The 16,228-nt window shown below is 64.6% G+C and carries 17 protein-coding genes; 6 read left to right on the plus strand and 11 right to left on the minus strand.

Features of this window, described 5'->3' with window-relative positions; all coding sequences use genetic code 11:
- Positions 1-418 precede the first annotated feature (418 nt).
- Complete coding sequence (locus tag AB4Y34_RS09745; protein WP_176381033.1) at positions 419-1,711, plus strand: aspartate carbamoyltransferase; 1,293 nt, start codon at positions 419-421, stop codon at positions 1,709-1,711.
- A gap of 22 nt (positions 1,712-1,733) precedes the next feature.
- On the opposite strand, the gene AB4Y34_RS09750 is transcribed toward AB4Y34_RS09745, so the two are convergent.
- Positions 1,734-2,600, minus strand: a complete 867-nt coding sequence (locus AB4Y34_RS09750; RefSeq protein ID WP_368715895.1) for an alpha/beta hydrolase — start codon at positions 2,598-2,600, stop codon at positions 1,734-1,736.
- Positions 2,601-2,756: 156 nt separating this feature from the next.
- The gene (locus AB4Y34_RS09755) at positions 2,757-3,581 is read right to left on the minus strand and encodes an NAD(P)H-dependent oxidoreductase (protein ID WP_368715896.1); all 825 of its coding nucleotides are present in this window, start codon (positions 3,579-3,581) and stop codon (positions 2,757-2,759) included.
- 70 nt (positions 3,582-3,651) lie between these two features.
- Here AB4Y34_RS09755 and AB4Y34_RS09760 point away from each other — a divergent pair, with 70 nt between their 5' ends.
- On the plus strand, positions 3,652-4,560 hold the full coding sequence (locus AB4Y34_RS09760) for a LysR family transcriptional regulator (RefSeq protein ID WP_368622056.1): 909 nt from the start codon (positions 3,652-3,654) through the stop codon (positions 4,558-4,560).
- A gap of 36 nt (positions 4,561-4,596) precedes the next feature.
- Here the strand turns inward: AB4Y34_RS09760 and AB4Y34_RS09765 are convergent, their stop codons facing one another.
- Both AB4Y34_RS09765 and AB4Y34_RS09770 read right to left on the minus strand, forming a co-directional pair.
- Complete coding sequence (locus AB4Y34_RS09765; RefSeq protein ID WP_368715897.1) at positions 4,597-5,601, minus strand: aldo/keto reductase; 1,005 nt, start codon at positions 5,599-5,601, stop codon at positions 4,597-4,599.
- A 3-nt stretch (positions 5,602-5,604) separates the two neighbouring features.
- Positions 5,605-5,973 carry a carboxymuconolactone decarboxylase family protein gene (locus AB4Y34_RS09770; protein WP_176381038.1) on the minus strand — a complete coding sequence of 123 codons (369 nt, stop codon included), beginning with the start codon at positions 5,971-5,973 and terminating at the stop codon, positions 5,605-5,607.
- Positions 5,974-6,080: 107 nt separating this feature from the next.
- Here AB4Y34_RS09770 and AB4Y34_RS09775 point away from each other — a divergent pair, with 107 nt between their 5' ends.
- Positions 6,081-6,974: a LysR family transcriptional regulator gene (locus AB4Y34_RS09775; protein WP_176381039.1), complete on the plus strand. Its 894-nt coding sequence runs from the start codon at positions 6,081-6,083 to the stop codon at positions 6,972-6,974.
- Between the two features lie 94 nt (positions 6,975-7,068).
- On the opposite strand, the gene AB4Y34_RS09780 is transcribed toward AB4Y34_RS09775, so the two are convergent.
- Positions 7,069-7,944 carry an aldo/keto reductase family oxidoreductase gene (locus AB4Y34_RS09780; protein ID WP_368715898.1) on the minus strand — a complete coding sequence of 292 codons (876 nt, stop codon included), beginning with the start codon at positions 7,942-7,944 and terminating at the stop codon, positions 7,069-7,071.
- A 107-nt stretch (positions 7,945-8,051) separates the two neighbouring features.
- Here AB4Y34_RS09780 and AB4Y34_RS09785 point away from each other — a divergent pair, with 107 nt between their 5' ends.
- Positions 8,052-8,978 carry a LysR family transcriptional regulator gene (locus AB4Y34_RS09785; protein ID WP_176381041.1) on the plus strand — a complete coding sequence of 309 codons (927 nt, stop codon included), beginning with the start codon at positions 8,052-8,054 and terminating at the stop codon, positions 8,976-8,978.
- A gap of 39 nt (positions 8,979-9,017) precedes the next feature.
- On the opposite strand, the gene AB4Y34_RS09790 is transcribed toward AB4Y34_RS09785, so the two are convergent.
- Positions 9,018-9,380 (minus strand): response regulator, encoded by a 363-nt coding sequence (locus AB4Y34_RS09790; protein ID WP_176381042.1) that lies wholly within the window; start codon positions 9,378-9,380, stop codon positions 9,018-9,020.
- Positions 9,381-9,595: 215 nt separating this feature from the next.
- On the opposite strand from AB4Y34_RS09790, the gene AB4Y34_RS09795 reads away from it, so the two are divergent.
- Complete coding sequence (locus tag AB4Y34_RS09795) at positions 9,596-10,804, plus strand: sensor histidine kinase (protein WP_368715899.1); 1,209 nt, start codon at positions 9,596-9,598, stop codon at positions 10,802-10,804.
- Positions 10,805-10,817: 13 nt separating this feature from the next.
- Complete coding sequence (locus tag AB4Y34_RS09800; protein WP_368715900.1) at positions 10,818-11,315, plus strand: GNAT family N-acetyltransferase; 498 nt, start codon at positions 10,818-10,820, stop codon at positions 11,313-11,315.
- Here AB4Y34_RS09800 and AB4Y34_RS09805 read toward each other — a convergent pair.
- From AB4Y34_RS09805 to denD, 5 genes are all read right to left on the minus strand, one after another.
- Positions 11,307-11,600, minus strand: coding sequence for a hypothetical protein (locus tag AB4Y34_RS09805; protein WP_176381045.1), 294 nt, complete (start codon positions 11,598-11,600; stop codon positions 11,307-11,309). The genes AB4Y34_RS09800 and AB4Y34_RS09805 overlap by 9 nt on opposite strands.
- A gap of 2 nt (positions 11,601-11,602) precedes the next feature.
- Complete coding sequence (locus AB4Y34_RS09810; protein ID WP_368716049.1) at positions 11,603-12,553, minus strand: hypothetical protein; 951 nt, start codon at positions 12,551-12,553, stop codon at positions 11,603-11,605.
- Positions 12,554-12,825: 272 nt separating this feature from the next.
- The gene (locus AB4Y34_RS09815) at positions 12,826-13,404 is read right to left on the minus strand and encodes a hypothetical protein (RefSeq protein WP_368715901.1); all 579 of its coding nucleotides are present in this window, start codon (positions 13,402-13,404) and stop codon (positions 12,826-12,828) included.
- 255 nt (positions 13,405-13,659) lie between these two features.
- Entirely contained in the window at positions 13,660-14,862 is a 1,203-nt protein-coding gene (pcaF, locus tag AB4Y34_RS09820) for a 3-oxoadipyl-CoA thiolase (RefSeq protein ID WP_176381047.1), read from the minus strand.
- A gap of 368 nt (positions 14,863-15,230) precedes the next feature.
- A complete protein-coding gene (denD, locus tag AB4Y34_RS09825) occupies positions 15,231-16,211 on the minus strand; it encodes a D-erythronate dehydrogenase (RefSeq protein WP_368715902.1) in 981 nt (326 codons plus the stop codon).
- Between the last annotated feature and the right edge of the window lie 17 nt (positions 16,212-16,228).

Genomic DNA, 16,228 nt, shown 5'->3' on the forward strand with positions numbered 1-16,228 from the left:
CGTATCGAATCCGGGTCAGCGGTGCGAGGCAGAACACAGGAGAAAGCCGCAGGCGGGCGGTCGACCGGTCGTTCCGTCGCACATCTGACGACGGAACTGCGCGCTCCGGTCAGATGAGCGGCTGTTTTTTGGCTTTGGCGCCGACGTTACGCGAAACGCCGTTCGCGCGTGCAACCGCCGCGCTCGCCAGAGCGGCGCGGGCGAAGGTCGACGAACGGAGCGGGAACATAGGGCCGGAGTGCATGAGCCGCAGTGTAACCGCGAAACCCGCGCGGCGGGGCCTTCGGCGCCTCACGAAGCAGCTCGCGGACGAAAACGCTTGACATCTACGCGCCGGAAACTAATATACGCACCGCGTACATCAACGCATTTTGCTGTCTGACTCCCGCCGATCCCTACACTTGCGACAGGTGCCCTCATGAGCGTTCCGCAACAAGCCTTCCTACGCGATGCGATGCGTCGCCTGAACATGACGCGCGATACGTTCGCTAACCGCATCGGCGTGTCGCGCCGGGCGCTGGATACGTGGCTGCTGCCGGACGACTCGCAGGAATCGCGGGCGATGCCGGAAATCGTCGAGCGCTTCGTGTCGGAGATCGTCGCCAATACGGAGCCGGGCGAAGGATATACGCAAAGCGTAGACTCGCAATCGCTTGCAAGCCAGATGCTGTTCGAGGGCAAGCCGCAGTTGCTGTCGGTCGATCAGTTTTCGCGCGACTCGGTCGAGGCGCTCTTTCGCGTCGCCGACATCATGCAGCCGATCGCGCGGCGCCGCAAAATCTCGCGTGTGCTCGAAGGCGCGGTACTCGGCAATCTGTTCTTCGAGGCGAGCACCCGTACCCGCGTGAGCTTCGGCGCGGCGTTCTGCCGGCTCGGCGGCTCGGTGTGCGACACCACCGGCTTCACGTTTTCCTCGATGGCGAAGGGCGAATCGATCTACGACACGAGCCGCGTGATGAGCGGCTATGTCGACGCGCTGGTGATCCGCCACCCGGAGCAAGGGTCCGTGGCCGAATTCGCGCGCGCGACCAACGTGCCGGTGATCAACGGCGGCGACGGTCCCGGCGAGCATCCGAGCCAGGCGCTGCTCGATCTGTACACGATCCAGCGTGAGTTCTCGCGCCTGGGCAAGATCGTCGACGGCGCGCACATCGCGCTGGTCGGCGACCTCAAGTACGGACGCACCGTGCATTCGCTCGTGAAGCTGCTGGCGCTGTATCGCGGCATCAAGTTCACGCTGATTTCGCCGCCGATGCTCGAAATGCCGGGCTATATCGTCGAGCAGATTTCGCGCAATGGTCACGTGATCGAACAGACGCATGACCTGCGCACCGGTCTGCGCGGCGCCGACGTCGTGTATGCGACGCGCATCCAGAAGGAGCGCTTCGCCGACGAATCGTTCGAAGGCTACACGCCCGACTTCCAGATCAACCAGGCGCTCGTCGATAGCATGTGCGGCGCCGACACGCTGATCATGCACCCGCTGCCGCGCGACAGCCGGCCCGGCGCGAACGATCTGAGCACCGACCTCAATCACGATTCACGGCTCGCGATTTTCCGGCAGACCGACAACGGCATTCCGGTGCGGATGGCGATTTTCGCGGTACTGCTCGGCGTTGACAAACAGGTCCAGCATTCGATGCGCGATGCCACGTGGCGCCCGCCTGTCTACCTGGGACCGGACGACGCGGTATTTCACGGAATCGATTGACGCGGACAGCCGCGTGCGCCGCTCAAGCCGCGGCCGCGGCCGCGGCGCGTGCGTCACGCATTTCGCGCGCCGCCTGTCTGAACGTGCCGGCAAAGAACAGCACCTGGTATTTGACCGCGTTCGACCAGTACTTCCATGTATGGCCGCCGGGCCGCTCGGCGTAATCGTGCGGCACGCCGAGTTCGACGAGCCGCTCGTGCAGCAGACGGTTCGACTGCACGAGCGAGTCGTTCACGCCGCAATCGATCGTCAGTGCGATATGGTCGCGGCCGAAATCCTCCGCGCTGGCGACGATCGCTTCGCTATCCCAGAAGTCCGCATGTTGGGACGGGTCGCCGAACACCCGTGCGATGCCGGGCTCGTCCTCGCTGCTGCGCGGGTCCACCGCACCGCTGATGCTGCCCGCCGCGCCGAACGCATCGGGCATGTCGAGCGCGATGCGTAGCGCGCCGAATCCACCCATGCTCAAGCCCGTGATCGCGCGCGCCTGCCTCGTCGCGATCGTGCGGAAATGGCTGTCGATATAGCGCACCACTTCGGTGCCCACGTAGGTTTCGTAACGACTGCGCGGATCGACGGGACTATCGATGTACCAGCTATCGCGGCCGCCGTCGGGCATCACGAGGATCACGTGATAGCGATCGGCGAGCTTGCCGATATGCGAATTCGCGGTCCAGTCCGTGTAGTCGCCGCCTGAGCCGTGCAGCACATAGACGACCGGAAAGCGCGCGGCCTGGTTGCCGCGCGCGTACTGATCGGGCAGCACGACGGTGGCGTCGAACGTACGATGCATCGCCGCGCTCGGGATCGTGACGACGCGCGACTGGAACGCCCACGCCGGCGATGCGATCAGCATCAAAATGAGCCAGAACCTACGAACTGGATTCATGGTGGGTCGCCCTTCCGCTCGATTCAGCTACGCTCCGGCTGCTTACCTTCGTCAGGCATCCAGAATAAAGCCGTCCTGGCATGCTTCGGCCTGTGTACGCCGACGACTCTAGCAATGGCGACTTACAACCAAATTTCAGCGAAACATACGATCCAGTCAGGCTTCCGCCGCTTCGTTCGCTTGCGTTGCGCTCGCCGCGCCGACATCTTCGACGTGCACGGCAAACCCGACCTGCCCCGGCGCCAGATCGTCCCGCAATGTGAGCGCCGGAATCTCATACGCACCGCCGTTCTGCGGCCGGAACGCGATCGGCGCGGTCGTCCATAGCGTGTCGAGCCGTCGCCCGAGCGCCGCGCTGACCTCGGCGTACTTCGCGTCGTCGACACGGCTCGTGCGATAGACGACGAACGGCGGCAATACGTCGAAGCCGGGGTAATACAGCACGCCGTGCTGGATCGGGAACAGCACGTCGTCGATCGGACCGTTGATGCCACGCGCGCTGTAGTGCGACTCCCAGCCGCCCGTCGTGACGACCAGCATCGCGCGCTTGCCCGCGAAACGGCCCTCGCCGTAACGCTCGCCCCAGCGCGCATCGGAATGTTCGCCGACGCCATACGCGAGACCGTACGCATAGACGCGCTCCACCCAGCCCTTCATGATCGCCGGCATCGAGAACCACCACAGCGGAAACTGCAGGATCACCGCATCGGCCCACTTCAGCTTGTCCTGCTCCCGCGCGATGTCCTCGCTCTGCAAACCGTTCTCGAACGCATGCTTCGATTCGAGCGACGCGAAAAAGCGCTCGGCGCTATGACGCTCGCGGGTGTCGTGCGCATCGAGCGACGCTTTCCACTTCATTGCGTAGAGATCGGACACCTGCACCGTATGGCCGGCGCGCTCAAGATGGCGGACCGCGAAATCTTTCAGCGAACCGTTCAACGATTTCGGTTCGGGATGCGCATAGATGATAAGAACGTTCATGACGAGACCTTCGTGGCTGAAAACAGTCACGATAGTCATCGCCGAGGTATATTGGAAATGAATTCCGAATATGTCAGGTATTGCCGTGGTTAATCTCAGAAGACTCGACCTGAACCTGCTGGTCACGCTCGATGTGCTGCTCGAAGAGCACAACGTGACTCGCGCCGCCGAACGGCTGAACTTCTCGCAGCCGTCAGTCAGCGTGCATCTGGCGAAACTGCGCGACGTATTCGGCGATCCGCTGCTATTGCCCGGACCGCGCGGCATGCGGCCCACCGCGAAAGCGCAGGCACTGCGCGAGCCGCTACGCGAAGCGCTCGAAACACTGCAGCGCGCGGTCGCGCCAACCAGCCCGTTCGATCCGGCCGCAGCGACGCAAACCTGGCGCATCGCCGCAACGGACTATGCGGAGTCGACGATCATCCTGCCGATGCTGGCGGGCTTGCGCGCGGCGGCACCCGGCACGCGTCTCGCGATCGTCGAGGCGGTGCCGCCGCGGCTCGCTCGCCAGGCCGAACAGGGCGACATCGATATCGGCTTTCATACCAGCGAAGGCGCGCCCGAAGGTTTGCGCCGTCGCGTGCTGTTTGCCGAGCGCTACGTGCTGGTCGGCCGCGCGGGTCATCCGAAGCTGAAGCGCCGGCCCACTCTGGCGCAGTTCTGCAAGCTCGAACACGTGATCGTATCGCCCGATGGCGGCGGCTTTTTCGGCGTCACCGACGAGACGCTCGCAAAGGTGGGGCTCGCGCGCAAGGTCGTGCTGTCGGTGCCGCACTTCCTGTTCATGCAGTCGGTGCTCGCGAGCACCGATCTCGTGGGGATGCTGCCCGCACGTCTCGTGCGCGGCTCGGACACGTTGCGGATGGTCGAGCCGCCGGTCGAGGTGCCGGGCTACGAGATGGCGATGCTTTGGCATGAGCGTGTGCACCGCGATCCTGCGCATCAATGGTTGCGGGAGTTTATTGCGGCGTCGGTTTGAACGGCGTGCAATCGCTCCGTGCGTCCGGCGCGCGCTTCACGATACGCGCCGCCCTTTGACCGGATAGCCCGGGTCCGTATAACCATGCGTGGATGCATGCCCCGGCGCAACCAGACTGTCGACGAGTTGTTCGTCGTCGGGACCGAGTTGCAATTGCAACGCTTCCATGTAGCTGTCCCAGTGCGCCTCGGTACGCGGCCCGGCAATCGTGCTGCTGACGAGGCGGTTATGCAGCACCCATGCCAGCGCAAACGCTATCGACGTCGTGCCGCGCCGTGCCGCATGTTCGGCGATGGTCCGCGCGATCTTCAGCGACTCGGGGCGCCACTCCGTTTGCTGGATGCGCTTGTCGCCGCGGCCGGCGCGCGAATCGGCGGGCGGCGGCACATCGAGCGAGTATTTGCCGCTCAGCACGCCGCGCGCGAGCGGGCTATACGACACGACGCCGAGCCCGTAGTGTTGCGCGGCCGGTAATTGCTCCACCTCGGCGCTGCGGTCGACCAGGTTGTACAGCGGCTCGCTCGCGACGGGCCTGTCGATCCCGCATTGATCGGCCAGATGCGCGATCTCGGCGATGCGCCAGCCGCGAAAATTCGACACGCCGAAATAACGGACCTTGCCCTCGCGGATCAAATCCGCGATCGCGCGCACGCCCTCTTCGAGCGGTGCATCATCGAGCGCGCGGTGAAAGTACAGGATGTCGAGATAGTCGGTGCCGAGCCGCTTCAGGCTCGCCTCGACCGACTGCATGATCCACTTGCGCGACTGCCCCTGCCGGTTCGGCCCAGACGCGGCCGGAAAGCCGAACTTGGTCGCGACGACCCAGTCGTCGCGACGTCCCGCGATCGCCCGGCCCACGATTTCCTCGGAGCGGCCCGCGTGATAGACGTCGGCCGTGTCGATGAAATTGACGCCCTGATCGTAGGCCTTGTCGATGATGCGCGCCGATGTCGCCTCGTCCGTCTCGCCGCCGAACATCATCGCGCCCAGACATAGCGGCGACACTTTGAGGGCGCTGCGGCCCAGATAGTGGTAATCCATCCGTCAGTCTCCTTTACGCACTCCGGCGTCGCGGCTTGCGAAAACCTGCCGTGCCACCGCAAGCGCGGTGCTCGCGGTCGGCCAGCCCGAATAAAATGCGAGGTGCGTGATCAGCTCGATCAGCTGGTCGCGCGTAACGCCGTTATCGAGCGCCTTGCCGATATGAAACGGCAGCTCGTTGCTGCGATAGAGCGCAACGAGGCTCGCCACCGTAATCAGGCTGCGCTCGCGTGGCGACAGCCCCGGACGCTGCCACACCTCGCCGAAGAGAATCCGGTCGGTGTAGTCCGCCAGTGCCGGTGCGACATCGCCGAATGCATTGCGAGCCGTGGTGGGCTGCGCTTTCGATTTCGTCTCTGAGTGATTCGTCATTGCCTGAGCTCCTGCTCGATCTACCTGCGTAGCTTCCAAATCTAATCGCTGCGCGCAGATGCGACTAGCCGGTAGAATCGGCAAACACCCATGAATGGGATTCATGAATGCCGCGCGAAAACCTCAACGACCTGCTCGCGTTCATCGCGGTCGCCCGCGAACGCAGCTTCACAAAAGCGGCCGCCAAACTCGGCGTGTCGCAATCGGCGCTGAGCCATACGATGCGCGGCCTCGAAGCGCGGCTCGGCATCCGTCTGCTCACGCGCACCACGCGCAGCGTCTCGCCGACTCCCGCCGGCGAGCGACTGTTGAACAGCGTCGCTCCGCGCTTCATTGAGATCGAGGAAGAACTCGCCGCGCTGGGCGAGCTGCGCGACAAACCCGCGGGCACGATCCGCATCACGACCGACGAGCATGCGGCGAACACGATCCTGCAGCCGAAGCTCGCGCAACTGCTGCCGGAGTACCCAGACATCAAGGTGGAAGTCGTCATCGATTTCGGGCTGACCGATATCGTCGCGCAACGCTACGACGTCGGCATCCGTCTCGGCGATCAGGTCGCGAAAGACATGATCGCGGTGCGCATCGCGCCGGACCTGCGCATGGCGGTGGTCGGCGCGCCCGGCTACTTCGCGAAGCACAAGCGCCCGCGAAAACCACAGGACCTGACCGAACACAACTGCATCAATCTGCGCCTGCCGACTTACGGCGGTCTGTTCGCGTGGGAGTTCGAGAAGGATGGACACGAACTGAAGGTGCGCGTCGAAGGTCAGCTCGTGTTCAATGGCACCGGACAGATGCTGAGCGCAGCGCTCGCCGGAGGCGGCCTCGCTTATGTGCCGGAAGATCTGGCGCGGCCGTATGTCGCCGCTGGGCAACTAAAGCAGGTCCTCAAGGATTGGTGCCCGACGTTTCAGGGCTATCACCTGTATTACCCGAGCCGCCGGCAATCGTCGAGAGCGCTCGTGGTGTTGATCGACGCGCTGCGGTATCGGCCGTAGGGCGCCGCCGTACCGTCAACGCAATTCGGGCGGGCGACGGCAGATCCCGACCGCCGTCGCCCGTTGCAAACAGCACATCGTGCAAAGCCGACCTTCAGCCCTTTTCAGCGCCGATCGCATCCAGTTGATCGAGCACCTCGTCGCTGAGCTTCAATTGCGCCGACTGCAGGTTTTCGCGCAGATGTGCCACCGAAGACGTGCCCGGAATCAGCAGAATGTTAGGCGCCCGATGCAATAGCCAGGCAAGCGCGACCTGCATCGGTGTCGCCTCGAGCTTGCGCGCAAGCTCCGACAGCTCCGACGATTGAATCGGCGTAAAGCCACCCAGCGGAAAAAACGGCACGTAGGCAATGCCCTGCTCCGCGAGCGCATCGATCAATGCATCGTCGTCGCGATGCACGAGGTTGTAATGGTTCTGCACGCACACGACCTTCGTGATGCGCTGCGCTTCGGCAATCTGCGCGGCCGTCACGTTGCTCAGGCCGATATGACGCACGAGCCCGCGCTGCTGCAGTTCGGCGAGCGCCGTGACCTGCTTTTCGATCGAGCCCTCGCTCGGCTCGTGCACGTTGCCCATCACGCGCATGTTGACCACGTCGAGCGCATCGAGCCCGAGGTTGCGAAGATTGTCGTGCACCGCGCGCTCGAGATCGGCGGGCTCCTGCGCCGGCAGCCAGGCACCGGCGCTATCGCGCACCGCACCGACCTTCGTGACGATCGTCAGATCGCGCGGGTATGGGTGCAGCGCCTCGCGGATCACCTGGTTGGTCACGTGCGGCCCGTAAAAATCGCTGGTATCGATGTGGTCGACGCCCGACGCGACCGCCTCGCGCAGCACCACGAGCGCTGCGTCGCGGTCTTTCGGCGGCCCGAACACGCCGGGGCCGGCCAGCTGCATCGCGCCATAGCCCATGCGCCGCACCGCACGGCCGGCTAGCACGAAAGTGTCGACGGAGCTGAAGTTCGGCATCACGATCTCCTTGTGAAGTGATGAGCGGCAGTATCGCCGGAATTGCGTTGTTGAACAAACGGGTCTAACTTGTACGGGTTGTTCAAAATTCTGCACAATCAATCGCCATGGAACTGAATGATCTGGCCGCCTTCGTGTCGGTTTCCCGCGCGGGCGGCTTTCGCGACGCGGCGCGTGTGAGCGGCGTGTCGGCGTCGAGTCTGAGCGTCGCGGTGCGGCGTCTGGAAACGAAACTCGGGCTGCGCCTGTTGAACCGCACCACGCGCAGCGTCGCGCCGACCGAAGCCGGGCTGCGTCTGATCGAGAAGCTGACGCCGCTGTTCGGCGAAATGGAAGCGGCGCTCGATGTGCTGAACGGCTTTCGCGACAAGCCGACCGGCACGCTGAAGCTCAACGTGCCGTCGAGCGTCGCGCGCATCGTGCTGCCCGACGTGCTCGCGCGCTTTTTGAAGCAGTACCCGGACATTCGCGTCGAGGTCGTCGTGGAGGATGGTTTCGTCGATGTGCTGTCGATCGGTTGCGATGCGGGCATTCGCTACGACGAGCGCCTCGAACAGGACATGATCGCGGTGCCGATCGGCGCACGCGTGCAGCGCTTCGCGACCGCCGCGTCGCCTGCGTATCTCGACGCGCACGGCCGTCCGGAGCATCCCAGCGAACTGCTCGCGCATGCCTGTCTGCGCGGCCAGTTCGCGAGCGGCGCGATGCCGACCTGGTACTTCGAGCGCGATGGCGAGCTGCTGCAATTGAATCCGACCGGACCGCTGCTGGTGCGGCCTGGCGCCGCGATCGACCTCGCGGTCAGCGGCGCGGTCGCGGGTCTCGGCATCATTCACCTGTTCGAAGACATGCTGCGCTTGCATCTGGACAGCGGCGCGCTCGAAGCGATTCTCGAACCGTGGTGGCAGCGGTTTTCAGGGCCCTTCCTGTACTATCCGGGCCATCGTCATGTGCCCGCGCCGCTGCGCGCGTTCGTCGATTTCCTGAAGGCCGACTCAACAGATGTGCTGAACGACGACGTGGCACGCGCTTGACTTGCTCACATTACGGTAATCGGGGCGAATCGTGCCGTATCAACACCGTGGCGCGCAGAGTTGCGCGATCGTGGTCAGAAAGAGATCCGCGCCGATCGGCTTCAGCAAACATGCGCTGCAGTACTGCGCTTCGCTGTCCGACGGCGGCACCGCGGTATGGACCAGAATCGGTACGTTGACGGATAGCGGCATCGATTTCAAACGACGGCACAACTCCGCGCCGTCCATGATCGGCATGATCCAGTCCGTAACGATCAGGTCGGGAACGTGAGCGACGACACAAGCGAGCGCTTCGGCGCCGTTGCTCGCGCAACTCACCTCATACCCTTCGCTTTCCAGAATCAGCCGCCATGCGGCTAGAATTTCCGGTTCGTCGTCCACCAGCAATATCGAATACATCATGGTTTGCTGACGAAACTTGCTTCTTGTCTGATGAGAGTCTCGCAAGAGGTGTTCCACACGCGGCAATTGCGCGGATAATGACCCGGGTTGCCGGCCCGCATCGGATACCTGGCCGATTGCCGGCGCAAACAGGCCTGCGGTGCCCGCGCCAAATCGAGGCGTTCGGAACTGTTCGCGAGTTTGTATGTTGTAGAAACTCCATTCCGGTATCCATCATGACCGACAGACGCGTGAGCCCGCTGCGCAACTTCGCCAACTTCATCCGTGCGGAACGGGGCCGTCTGACTCGGCAATGGATGGATGCCGTCGCCATCGACGCCGATCTCATCGAAGCGGACAAGCTCACGTATCAACAGCTGGCCGACCATTTGCCGGAAATCCTCGACCAACTGTGCATGGCGCTCGATGCGGAAGATCTCGAACGCGCCGAAACATCGATCGAGCGCGACGCGAAGAAGCACGGCTATGTCCGTTGGCAGCAAGGCTACCGGATCGAAGAGCTGGTGCGCGAACTGGACCTCTTTCAGCAGGTGCTCGTCGAAGCGCTCGAAGACTTCGTCGAACGCGACCGGACGTGCACGCGCCGTCACGAGAGCCGCGCGCGGCATCTGCTCGCCGAAGCGTTCAGCGTGGTCAGGTATGCGTCGATCAAGGAAGTGGTCGGCGAGCGCGATCGCAAGATCGACGAATACACAAGCCGGCTCGAACGCGCGAATGACGAATTGACGCTCAAGCAACGGCTGGTCGGCGATCTGTATGATTCACGCATGCAGATCACGCGCAGCGTTGCGCACGATCTGCGCAATTTCCTCAACGCGTTTTCGGTCGCGCTGCAACTGATCGAGCGAGCGCCGTCGCAAGCCGATGCCGCGCTGACACTCGCGAACCGCCAGGCCGCCGACATGAAGCAACTGGTCGACCAGATGGTCGAGTACTCGGTCGTACTCGGCGACACGGCGACGCTCGTGTTCGAAGACGTCGATTTGCGTGAACTATTCGACGAACTCATCGCTTCCACGCAGCCGTCGATCGACGCGAAAGGACTCGCGCTGCGCAGCGAGTTCGACGCGGCGCTGCCGGTCGTCACGTCGAATCGGCTGAAGCTCAAGCAGATCGCGGTCAATCTGTTGTCCAACGCGATCAAGTACACGAAGTCGGGACAAGTCGAATTCCGCTTCGCGATGCATGGCGCCGAACACTGGACGATTCGCGTGTCCGACACCGGCGTCGGCATTGCGCCCGCCGATGCCGAGCGCGTGTTCGACGAGTTTGAGCGCGCGGCCGGCGAGGAAATCCCGGGCGCGGGTCTTGGGCTCGCGATCGTCAAGGAGCTATGCCGCATGCTCGATGGACAGATCGAGTTTGCGTCGCGCGAGGGCGTGGGGACCACGTTCGAGATCCGATTTCCGCTCCATGTTCAATGACCCGACCCATCGCATGATCCATCTGCATACTGCCCGCTTCCCCGAGCAGATCGAGGCCGTACGCACGGTCTTCCGCGAGTACGCGGAGAGTCTCGGCTTCGATCTCTGCTTCCAGCAATTCGACGACGAACTCGCCAGCCTGCCGGGCAAATTCGTGGCGCCACGCGGCCGCGTGCTGCTCGCGAGCAACGGCACGGGCCACGATCCTGGCGATATCGTCGGCTGTGTCGCGATGCGTCCAATCGACGACACGATCTGCGAAATGAAGCGCCTGTATGTGCGTCCGGCGGGACGCGGTCTGCATGTGGGGCGGCAACTCGCCACGCGTATCCTGGCGGCCGCGAAAGAAGCGGGCTATAGCCGCATGCGTCTCGACACGCTGCCCACTATGCAAGCGGCACTCGGGCTCTATGCATCGCTGGGTTTCGAGCCGATCGACGCTTACGTGTTCAATCCGATCCCCGGCGCGATTTTTCTGGAATGCGATCTGACGCGGCCGCGTTCAATGTAATCGCGGTGCAGGCCTGACCCAGCCTGCGGGCAGGCACTCGCTCATCGCGCCGTTCTGCTGTCTCAATCCACGCACGACCACCTCGGACGATTTGCCGTCACGCCGCGCGAGTTCGGCCAGATCGAGCAACGCGGCGTAGCGCGCGGAACAGTCTCTCGTCACGCTGGCGGCGGGATTCGCGCGACGGTCGTCGTTGGCCTCGCTGGTGTCGATGACTGCGTGGATTGCCAACAACGTCGCCACGACGGTCGTCGCAAGGGCAGCCGTTTTGCGGAGCGCGCCCATCGTCAAGCCCAATGCGCCGGCACCCACACGCGCCCGACCCAATGGCCCGGCACCCACACCGCCGCCCGTGGCGCGACGTACACGGGACGCGGCGCGACATAGACGGCCGGCGGCGGCACGTACACCACCGGCGGCGGCACATAGGCCGGCGGCGGCGTCACCACGACTGGCTTCGGCGGCACGTACACGACCGGCGCGGGCACGACGACCGGCGGCGGGGGCGGCGGCGCGACCACCACCGGCTTCGGCGCGACGACCACGGTGGTACCGGTCGTCGTCGTGGTGCCGCCCGCGACCACCACGCCGCCTGTGACCACCGTACCGCTCGACGTCACCGTGTGACCCTGCGTGCCGGTCACGCTCGTCGATGTCGTCACGACGCCGGGCGCGACCCGCGTCGCGGTGCCGGAGTGGTAGACGCTGTTGTTGTCCGGCCCCGTCACCGTGCCCGAGCGCGCGCAAGTCGAACCCGCGCAATTGGCCGACGCCGAATGATTGACCGTATTGCCGTTCGACCCGGTGATCGAGCCCGACGACGAATACTGGCCCGGCGCGGTGCGCGTCACGTCGCCGGACGTCGTCGCCGTTTTGCCGTCGGGGCCCGTCATCGTGCCGGTATGCGAGCAGGTACCGCCTGCGCAGTTGGTGTCGCCCGAGTGCTGCACCGTGTTGCCGTAGCGGCCCGTTGCGGTACCCGAGTTCGAGAACTGGCCGGGCGCCGTGCGCGTGACCGTGCCGGTGTTGCTCGCAAAGCCGCCATAGGGGCCAGCCACCCTACCCGCATGCGAACAGCTACCGCCGCCGCACGAGCCGTAGTGCGCGCCGTTATAGACGCCGCGCGACGTGTATGCGGTGCCATGACCCGACCACGCGAACGCCGATGCGCTGCCAAGCGCGAACACAGTGGCGGCGGCGCCGAACACCGCCGCCTTGCGCAGCGCGCGTCGCGCCATGCTGCCGCAGAGCTTCTCGGAACCTGCGAATGAACGATTCTTCACGATATGTCCTTGCTGGATTCGGGCCACTTGCGTGATTGCCGCGTGGCGACGAACGGACTATAGAAGGACACACCGTGGAAATCATCAGGGAAGATATGTCGCGCTGTTTCACCGCGACTCAGGCCCGCCAGGCAAGGCTTTGCGGGCGTTCGTCGGACGGCGCGACATATTTCGACATAGTTTGCGAAACATTCCCGGCCGCTGGAATTGGCCGCGATCCCGGCCGCTCACTGGCCCACTGGCGTCACCTGCACGGCGGCGGCCGACACGAACACCGCATGCAAGGTATCGCCGACCTTCACGTCGCTCAGGTCGACGTTGGGCGCGGCCTGGAACGTCTGTGTCTGATAGGCGCCGCGCAGCGTCACGAGGCCCTGTTTATGATCGATCTTCAGTACGGTCGCGAGCACCTCGGTTTGTCGAGCCGATTCGTAACCGCCTGAGGCCGGCGCATAGCTCTGCTTGTCGGCTCGCTCGCGAATCCCCTTGCCCGCGCCGCTGACCTTTTCCGCCTTTGTGAGCAGCGCATTCTTGTAGAGCACGTCGACGCGATCGCCGATCTTCAGTTGATCGAAACCAGCGACCTGCTGACTGACGAGCACGATCGCGACGTTGCCGCCCGAGCCCTTCAGCGTCAGCGCGCGGTTGCCGGCATCGATGCCGACGATCTCGGCCGTCATATGAACCGGCTGCGCCGCGCTGAGCACCGCCTGGGCGGTGCTCGCCATGTCGTTCTGCGCGCGCGTCGGCTGGGTTGTGGCCGCGGCCGCCAGCATCAACGCTGCGCCTATCGTCGTTGTCTTCATTCGCGTTCTCCTCGACAGGGGTTTCGATCCGGCGTGACGGTCGTGATGAGCGCCGCGTATGACTTCGCGCTACGCAGTGTTCGTGCCCGCCGCCATGAACTCCACATCCTCAAGACAACTAGTGCAAACGATACGACGCGAACGATTGTACGCGCGAGGCCGCGCGGAAAAGCAAACAGCCCCATCGCAGGAACGATGGGGCTGTTACATGAACGGTCGCAAACCGCTTGCGATGTTCGTCGCGCTACACGTGCATCACACGCGCTCGATCGCGATCGCAATACCCTGGCCGACGCCGATACACATCGTGCACAGCGCGAAGCGGCCCTGCGTGCGTTGCAGCTGATACGTCGCGGTCGTGACCAGACGCGCGCCGCTCATGCCGAGCGGGTGGCCGAGCGCGATCGCGCCGCCGTTCGGGTTCACGCGGGGATCGTCGTCGGCGACGCCCAGCGCGCGCAGCACGGCGATGCCTTGCGAGGCGAACGCTTCGTTCAGCTCGATCACGTCGAACTGGTCGATCTTCATGCCCAGACGCGCGAGCAGCTTCTGCGTGGCCGGCGCCGGGCCGATGCCCATTACGCGCGGCTCCACGCCCGCCGTCGCCACGCCGAGCACGCGGGCGCGCGGCGTGAGGCCGAAGCGCTTCGCGGTTTCTTCGTTGGCGAGCAGCAACGCGGCCGCGCCGTCGTTCACGCCCGATGCGTTACCGGCCGTGACCGTGCCATCAGGACGCACGACGCCCTTCAGCTTCGCGAGCGTTTCGAGGCTCGTTTCGCGCGGATGCTCGTCCTGCGTGACGGTGATCGGATCGCCCTTCTTCTGCGCGATCGTCACGCCGACGATTTCCTGCGCGAGCGTGCCATCGCGTTGCGCGCGCGCGGCCTTCTGCTGGCTGCGCAGCGCGAACGCGTCCTGGTCGGCACGGCTGATGTTGTAGTCGGTCGCGACGTTTTCGCCGGTTTCCGGCATCGAGTCGACGCCGTACAGCTTCTTCATCAGCGGGTTCACGAAACGCCAGCCGATCGTCGTGTCGTAGACCTCGTTCTGACGCGAGAACGCGCTAGTTGCCTTGGGCATCACGAACGGCGCGCGGCTCATGCTTTCGACGCCGCCGGCGATCATCAGCGCGGCTTCGCCCGACTTGATCGCGCGCGCGGCGATGCCGATCGCATCCATGCCCGAGCCGCACAGACGGTTGACCGTCGAGCCCGGCACGTCCTTCGGCAGACCCGCGAGCAGCAGCGACATGCGCGCGACGTTGCGGTTGTCGTCACCGGCCTGGTTCGCGCAGCCGTAGATCACGTCGTCGATCACGGTCCAGTCGACGTTCTTGTTGCGCTCCATCAGCGCCTTGAGCGGCACCGCGCCCAAGTCGTCGGCGCGCACCGATGACAGCGAACCCGCATAGCGGCCAATGGGGGTGCGAATCGCGTCGCACAGGAATGCTTCGGTCATGGGATGTCTCCAGTTGAGATGCTGCGTGCGCTGCGCCGCGCCGCGGCCGGCCTTGCACCGATGACGCCGGTTCGATGCCCCGAGGCATCGGCCCGGGGACCGACGGCCGCGCGCGGGAAGCTGCAAAACGGCAGCGGTGTGGCGGCCGATACGTCAAGGCAGCTTAGCGCAGGATCGTAAAAGGTGGGCTTGGGAGTGACGACCGATGCGGCTGTTGCGCCTTCCTTGCCCGCCCTCATGTTCTATATACGAACACAAGGTCATATATCGAACAAAACAGGCTCGATAATAGGCGCCGGCGCGAAAGCGTGTCAAGCACGGCCGCAGCCGTGCCAAACGACACCAGGGAATACGCGGAGGGGTGATCTTCAGCGAACTTCGATTCCTTCATCGGCGATGTAGCCGCGAATCACATCCGCGAAGTTGTGCTCGGCGACAAGCCCGAGCCGTTCTGCGCGCGATGTATCCCACGCGCCGGGCCAGCTGCCGACGATCTTCTCGATGCGCTCGTCCGGCTGCCGCACGATGCGGCTCGCGACCGCGTCGCCCGCGACCTCGCGCAGTGCCGCGATCATTTCGTCGACGCTGACCGACAGGCCCGGCAGATTCAGCACGCGCTGCTTGCCAAGCGCGGCGCCATCGAGTTCGAGGCCGGCAATCAGGCTGTCGATCGCCTTGCGCGGCGACAGCAGCCACAGCCGCGTCGAACCGGCGACCGGGCACACGGCCTCCTCGCCATTCAACGGCTCGCGAATGATGCCGCTCGCGAACGACGACGCCGCCGCATTCGGCCGCCCCGGCCGCACGCTGATGGTCGGCAGCCGCAGCACGCGGCCGTCGACGAAGCCGCGCCGCGAATAATCGTTGAGCAGCAGCTCGGCGATTGCCTTCTGCGCGCCATACGACGACTGGGGATTCAGCGCGGTGTCGTCCTGTACGACCGCGGGCAGATCGCCACCGTAGACCGCGACCGAACTGGTGAACACGACGCGCGGCTGGTGCCCGCGCTGGCGGCAGACTTCGAGCAGCAGCCGCGACGCATCGAGATTGATGCGCATGCCGAGATCGAAGTCTGCCTCGGCCTGGCCGCTGACGATCGCAGCGAGATGAAAGATCGCCGAGGTCTGATCGTCGATCACGCGTTCGAGCACGCTGCGCTCCGCGATATCGCCGACATCGGCACGCACGCGCGCATCGCCGAAATCATGAGCGCGCACGACGTCGAGCAGCACCAGCCCGGTAATCGCTCGCGGTGTGCCGTGCGCATCTTTCAACTCGCCGCGTGCGAGCAGTTCGCGCGCGAGACGCTGGCCGAGAAAACCGGCGCCGCCGGTGATCAGTACTTTCATGGTTACGGGTCCGTCAG

Source organism: Paraburkholderia sp. BR10954, from assembly GCF_040965775.1.
GTDB lineage: Bacteria > Pseudomonadota > Gammaproteobacteria > Burkholderiales > Burkholderiaceae > Paraburkholderia > Paraburkholderia youngii.

What these genes read in the sequence shown, in the direction of transcription:
- AB4Y34_RS09745 (WP_176381033.1), top strand. Translation starts at nt 419, where the DNA reads ATGAGCGTTCCGCAACAAGCCTTCCTACGCGATGCGATGCGTCGCCTG.
- AB4Y34_RS09750 (WP_368715895.1), bottom strand. Translation starts at nt 2,600, where the DNA reads ATGAATCCAGTTCGTAGGTTCTGGCTCATTTTGATGCTGATCGCATCG.
- AB4Y34_RS09755 (WP_368715896.1), bottom strand. Translation starts at nt 3,581, where the DNA reads ATGAACGTTCTTATCATCTATGCGCATCCCGAACCGAAATCGTTGAAC.
- AB4Y34_RS09760 (WP_368622056.1), top strand. Translation starts at nt 3,652, where the DNA reads ATGTCAGGTATTGCCGTGGTTAATCTCAGAAGACTCGACCTGAACCTG.
- AB4Y34_RS09765 (WP_368715897.1), bottom strand. Translation starts at nt 5,601, where the DNA reads ATGGATTACCACTATCTGGGCCGCAGCGCCCTCAAAGTGTCGCCGCTA.
- AB4Y34_RS09770 (WP_176381038.1), bottom strand. Translation starts at nt 5,973, where the DNA reads ATGACGAATCACTCAGAGACGAAATCGAAAGCGCAGCCCACCACGGCT.
- AB4Y34_RS09775 (WP_176381039.1), top strand. Translation starts at nt 6,081, where the DNA reads ATGCCGCGCGAAAACCTCAACGACCTGCTCGCGTTCATCGCGGTCGCC.
- AB4Y34_RS09780 (WP_368715898.1), bottom strand. Translation starts at nt 7,944, where the DNA reads ATGCCGAACTTCAGCTCCGTCGACACTTTCGTGCTAGCCGGCCGTGCG.
- AB4Y34_RS09785 (WP_176381041.1), top strand. Translation starts at nt 8,052, where the DNA reads ATGGAACTGAATGATCTGGCCGCCTTCGTGTCGGTTTCCCGCGCGGGC.
- AB4Y34_RS09790 (WP_176381042.1), bottom strand. Translation starts at nt 9,380, where the DNA reads ATGATGTATTCGATATTGCTGGTGGACGACGAACCGGAAATTCTAGCC.
- AB4Y34_RS09795 (WP_368715899.1), top strand. Translation starts at nt 9,596, where the DNA reads ATGACCGACAGACGCGTGAGCCCGCTGCGCAACTTCGCCAACTTCATC.
- AB4Y34_RS09800 (WP_368715900.1), top strand. Translation starts at nt 10,818, where the DNA reads ATGATCCATCTGCATACTGCCCGCTTCCCCGAGCAGATCGAGGCCGTA.
- AB4Y34_RS09805 (WP_176381045.1), bottom strand. Translation starts at nt 11,600, where the DNA reads ATGGGCGCGCTCCGCAAAACGGCTGCCCTTGCGACGACCGTCGTGGCG.
- AB4Y34_RS09810 (WP_368716049.1), bottom strand. Translation starts at nt 12,553, where the DNA reads ATGGCGCGACGCGCGCTGCGCAAGGCGGCGGTGTTCGGCGCCGCCGCC.
- AB4Y34_RS09815 (WP_368715901.1), bottom strand. Translation starts at nt 13,404, where the DNA reads ATGAAGACAACGACGATAGGCGCAGCGTTGATGCTGGCGGCCGCGGCC.
- pcaF (WP_176381047.1), bottom strand. Translation starts at nt 14,862, where the DNA reads ATGACCGAAGCATTCCTGTGCGACGCGATTCGCACCCCCATTGGCCGC.
- denD (WP_368715902.1), bottom strand. Translation starts at nt 16,211, where the DNA reads ATGAAAGTACTGATCACCGGCGGCGCCGGTTTTCTCGGCCAGCGTCTC.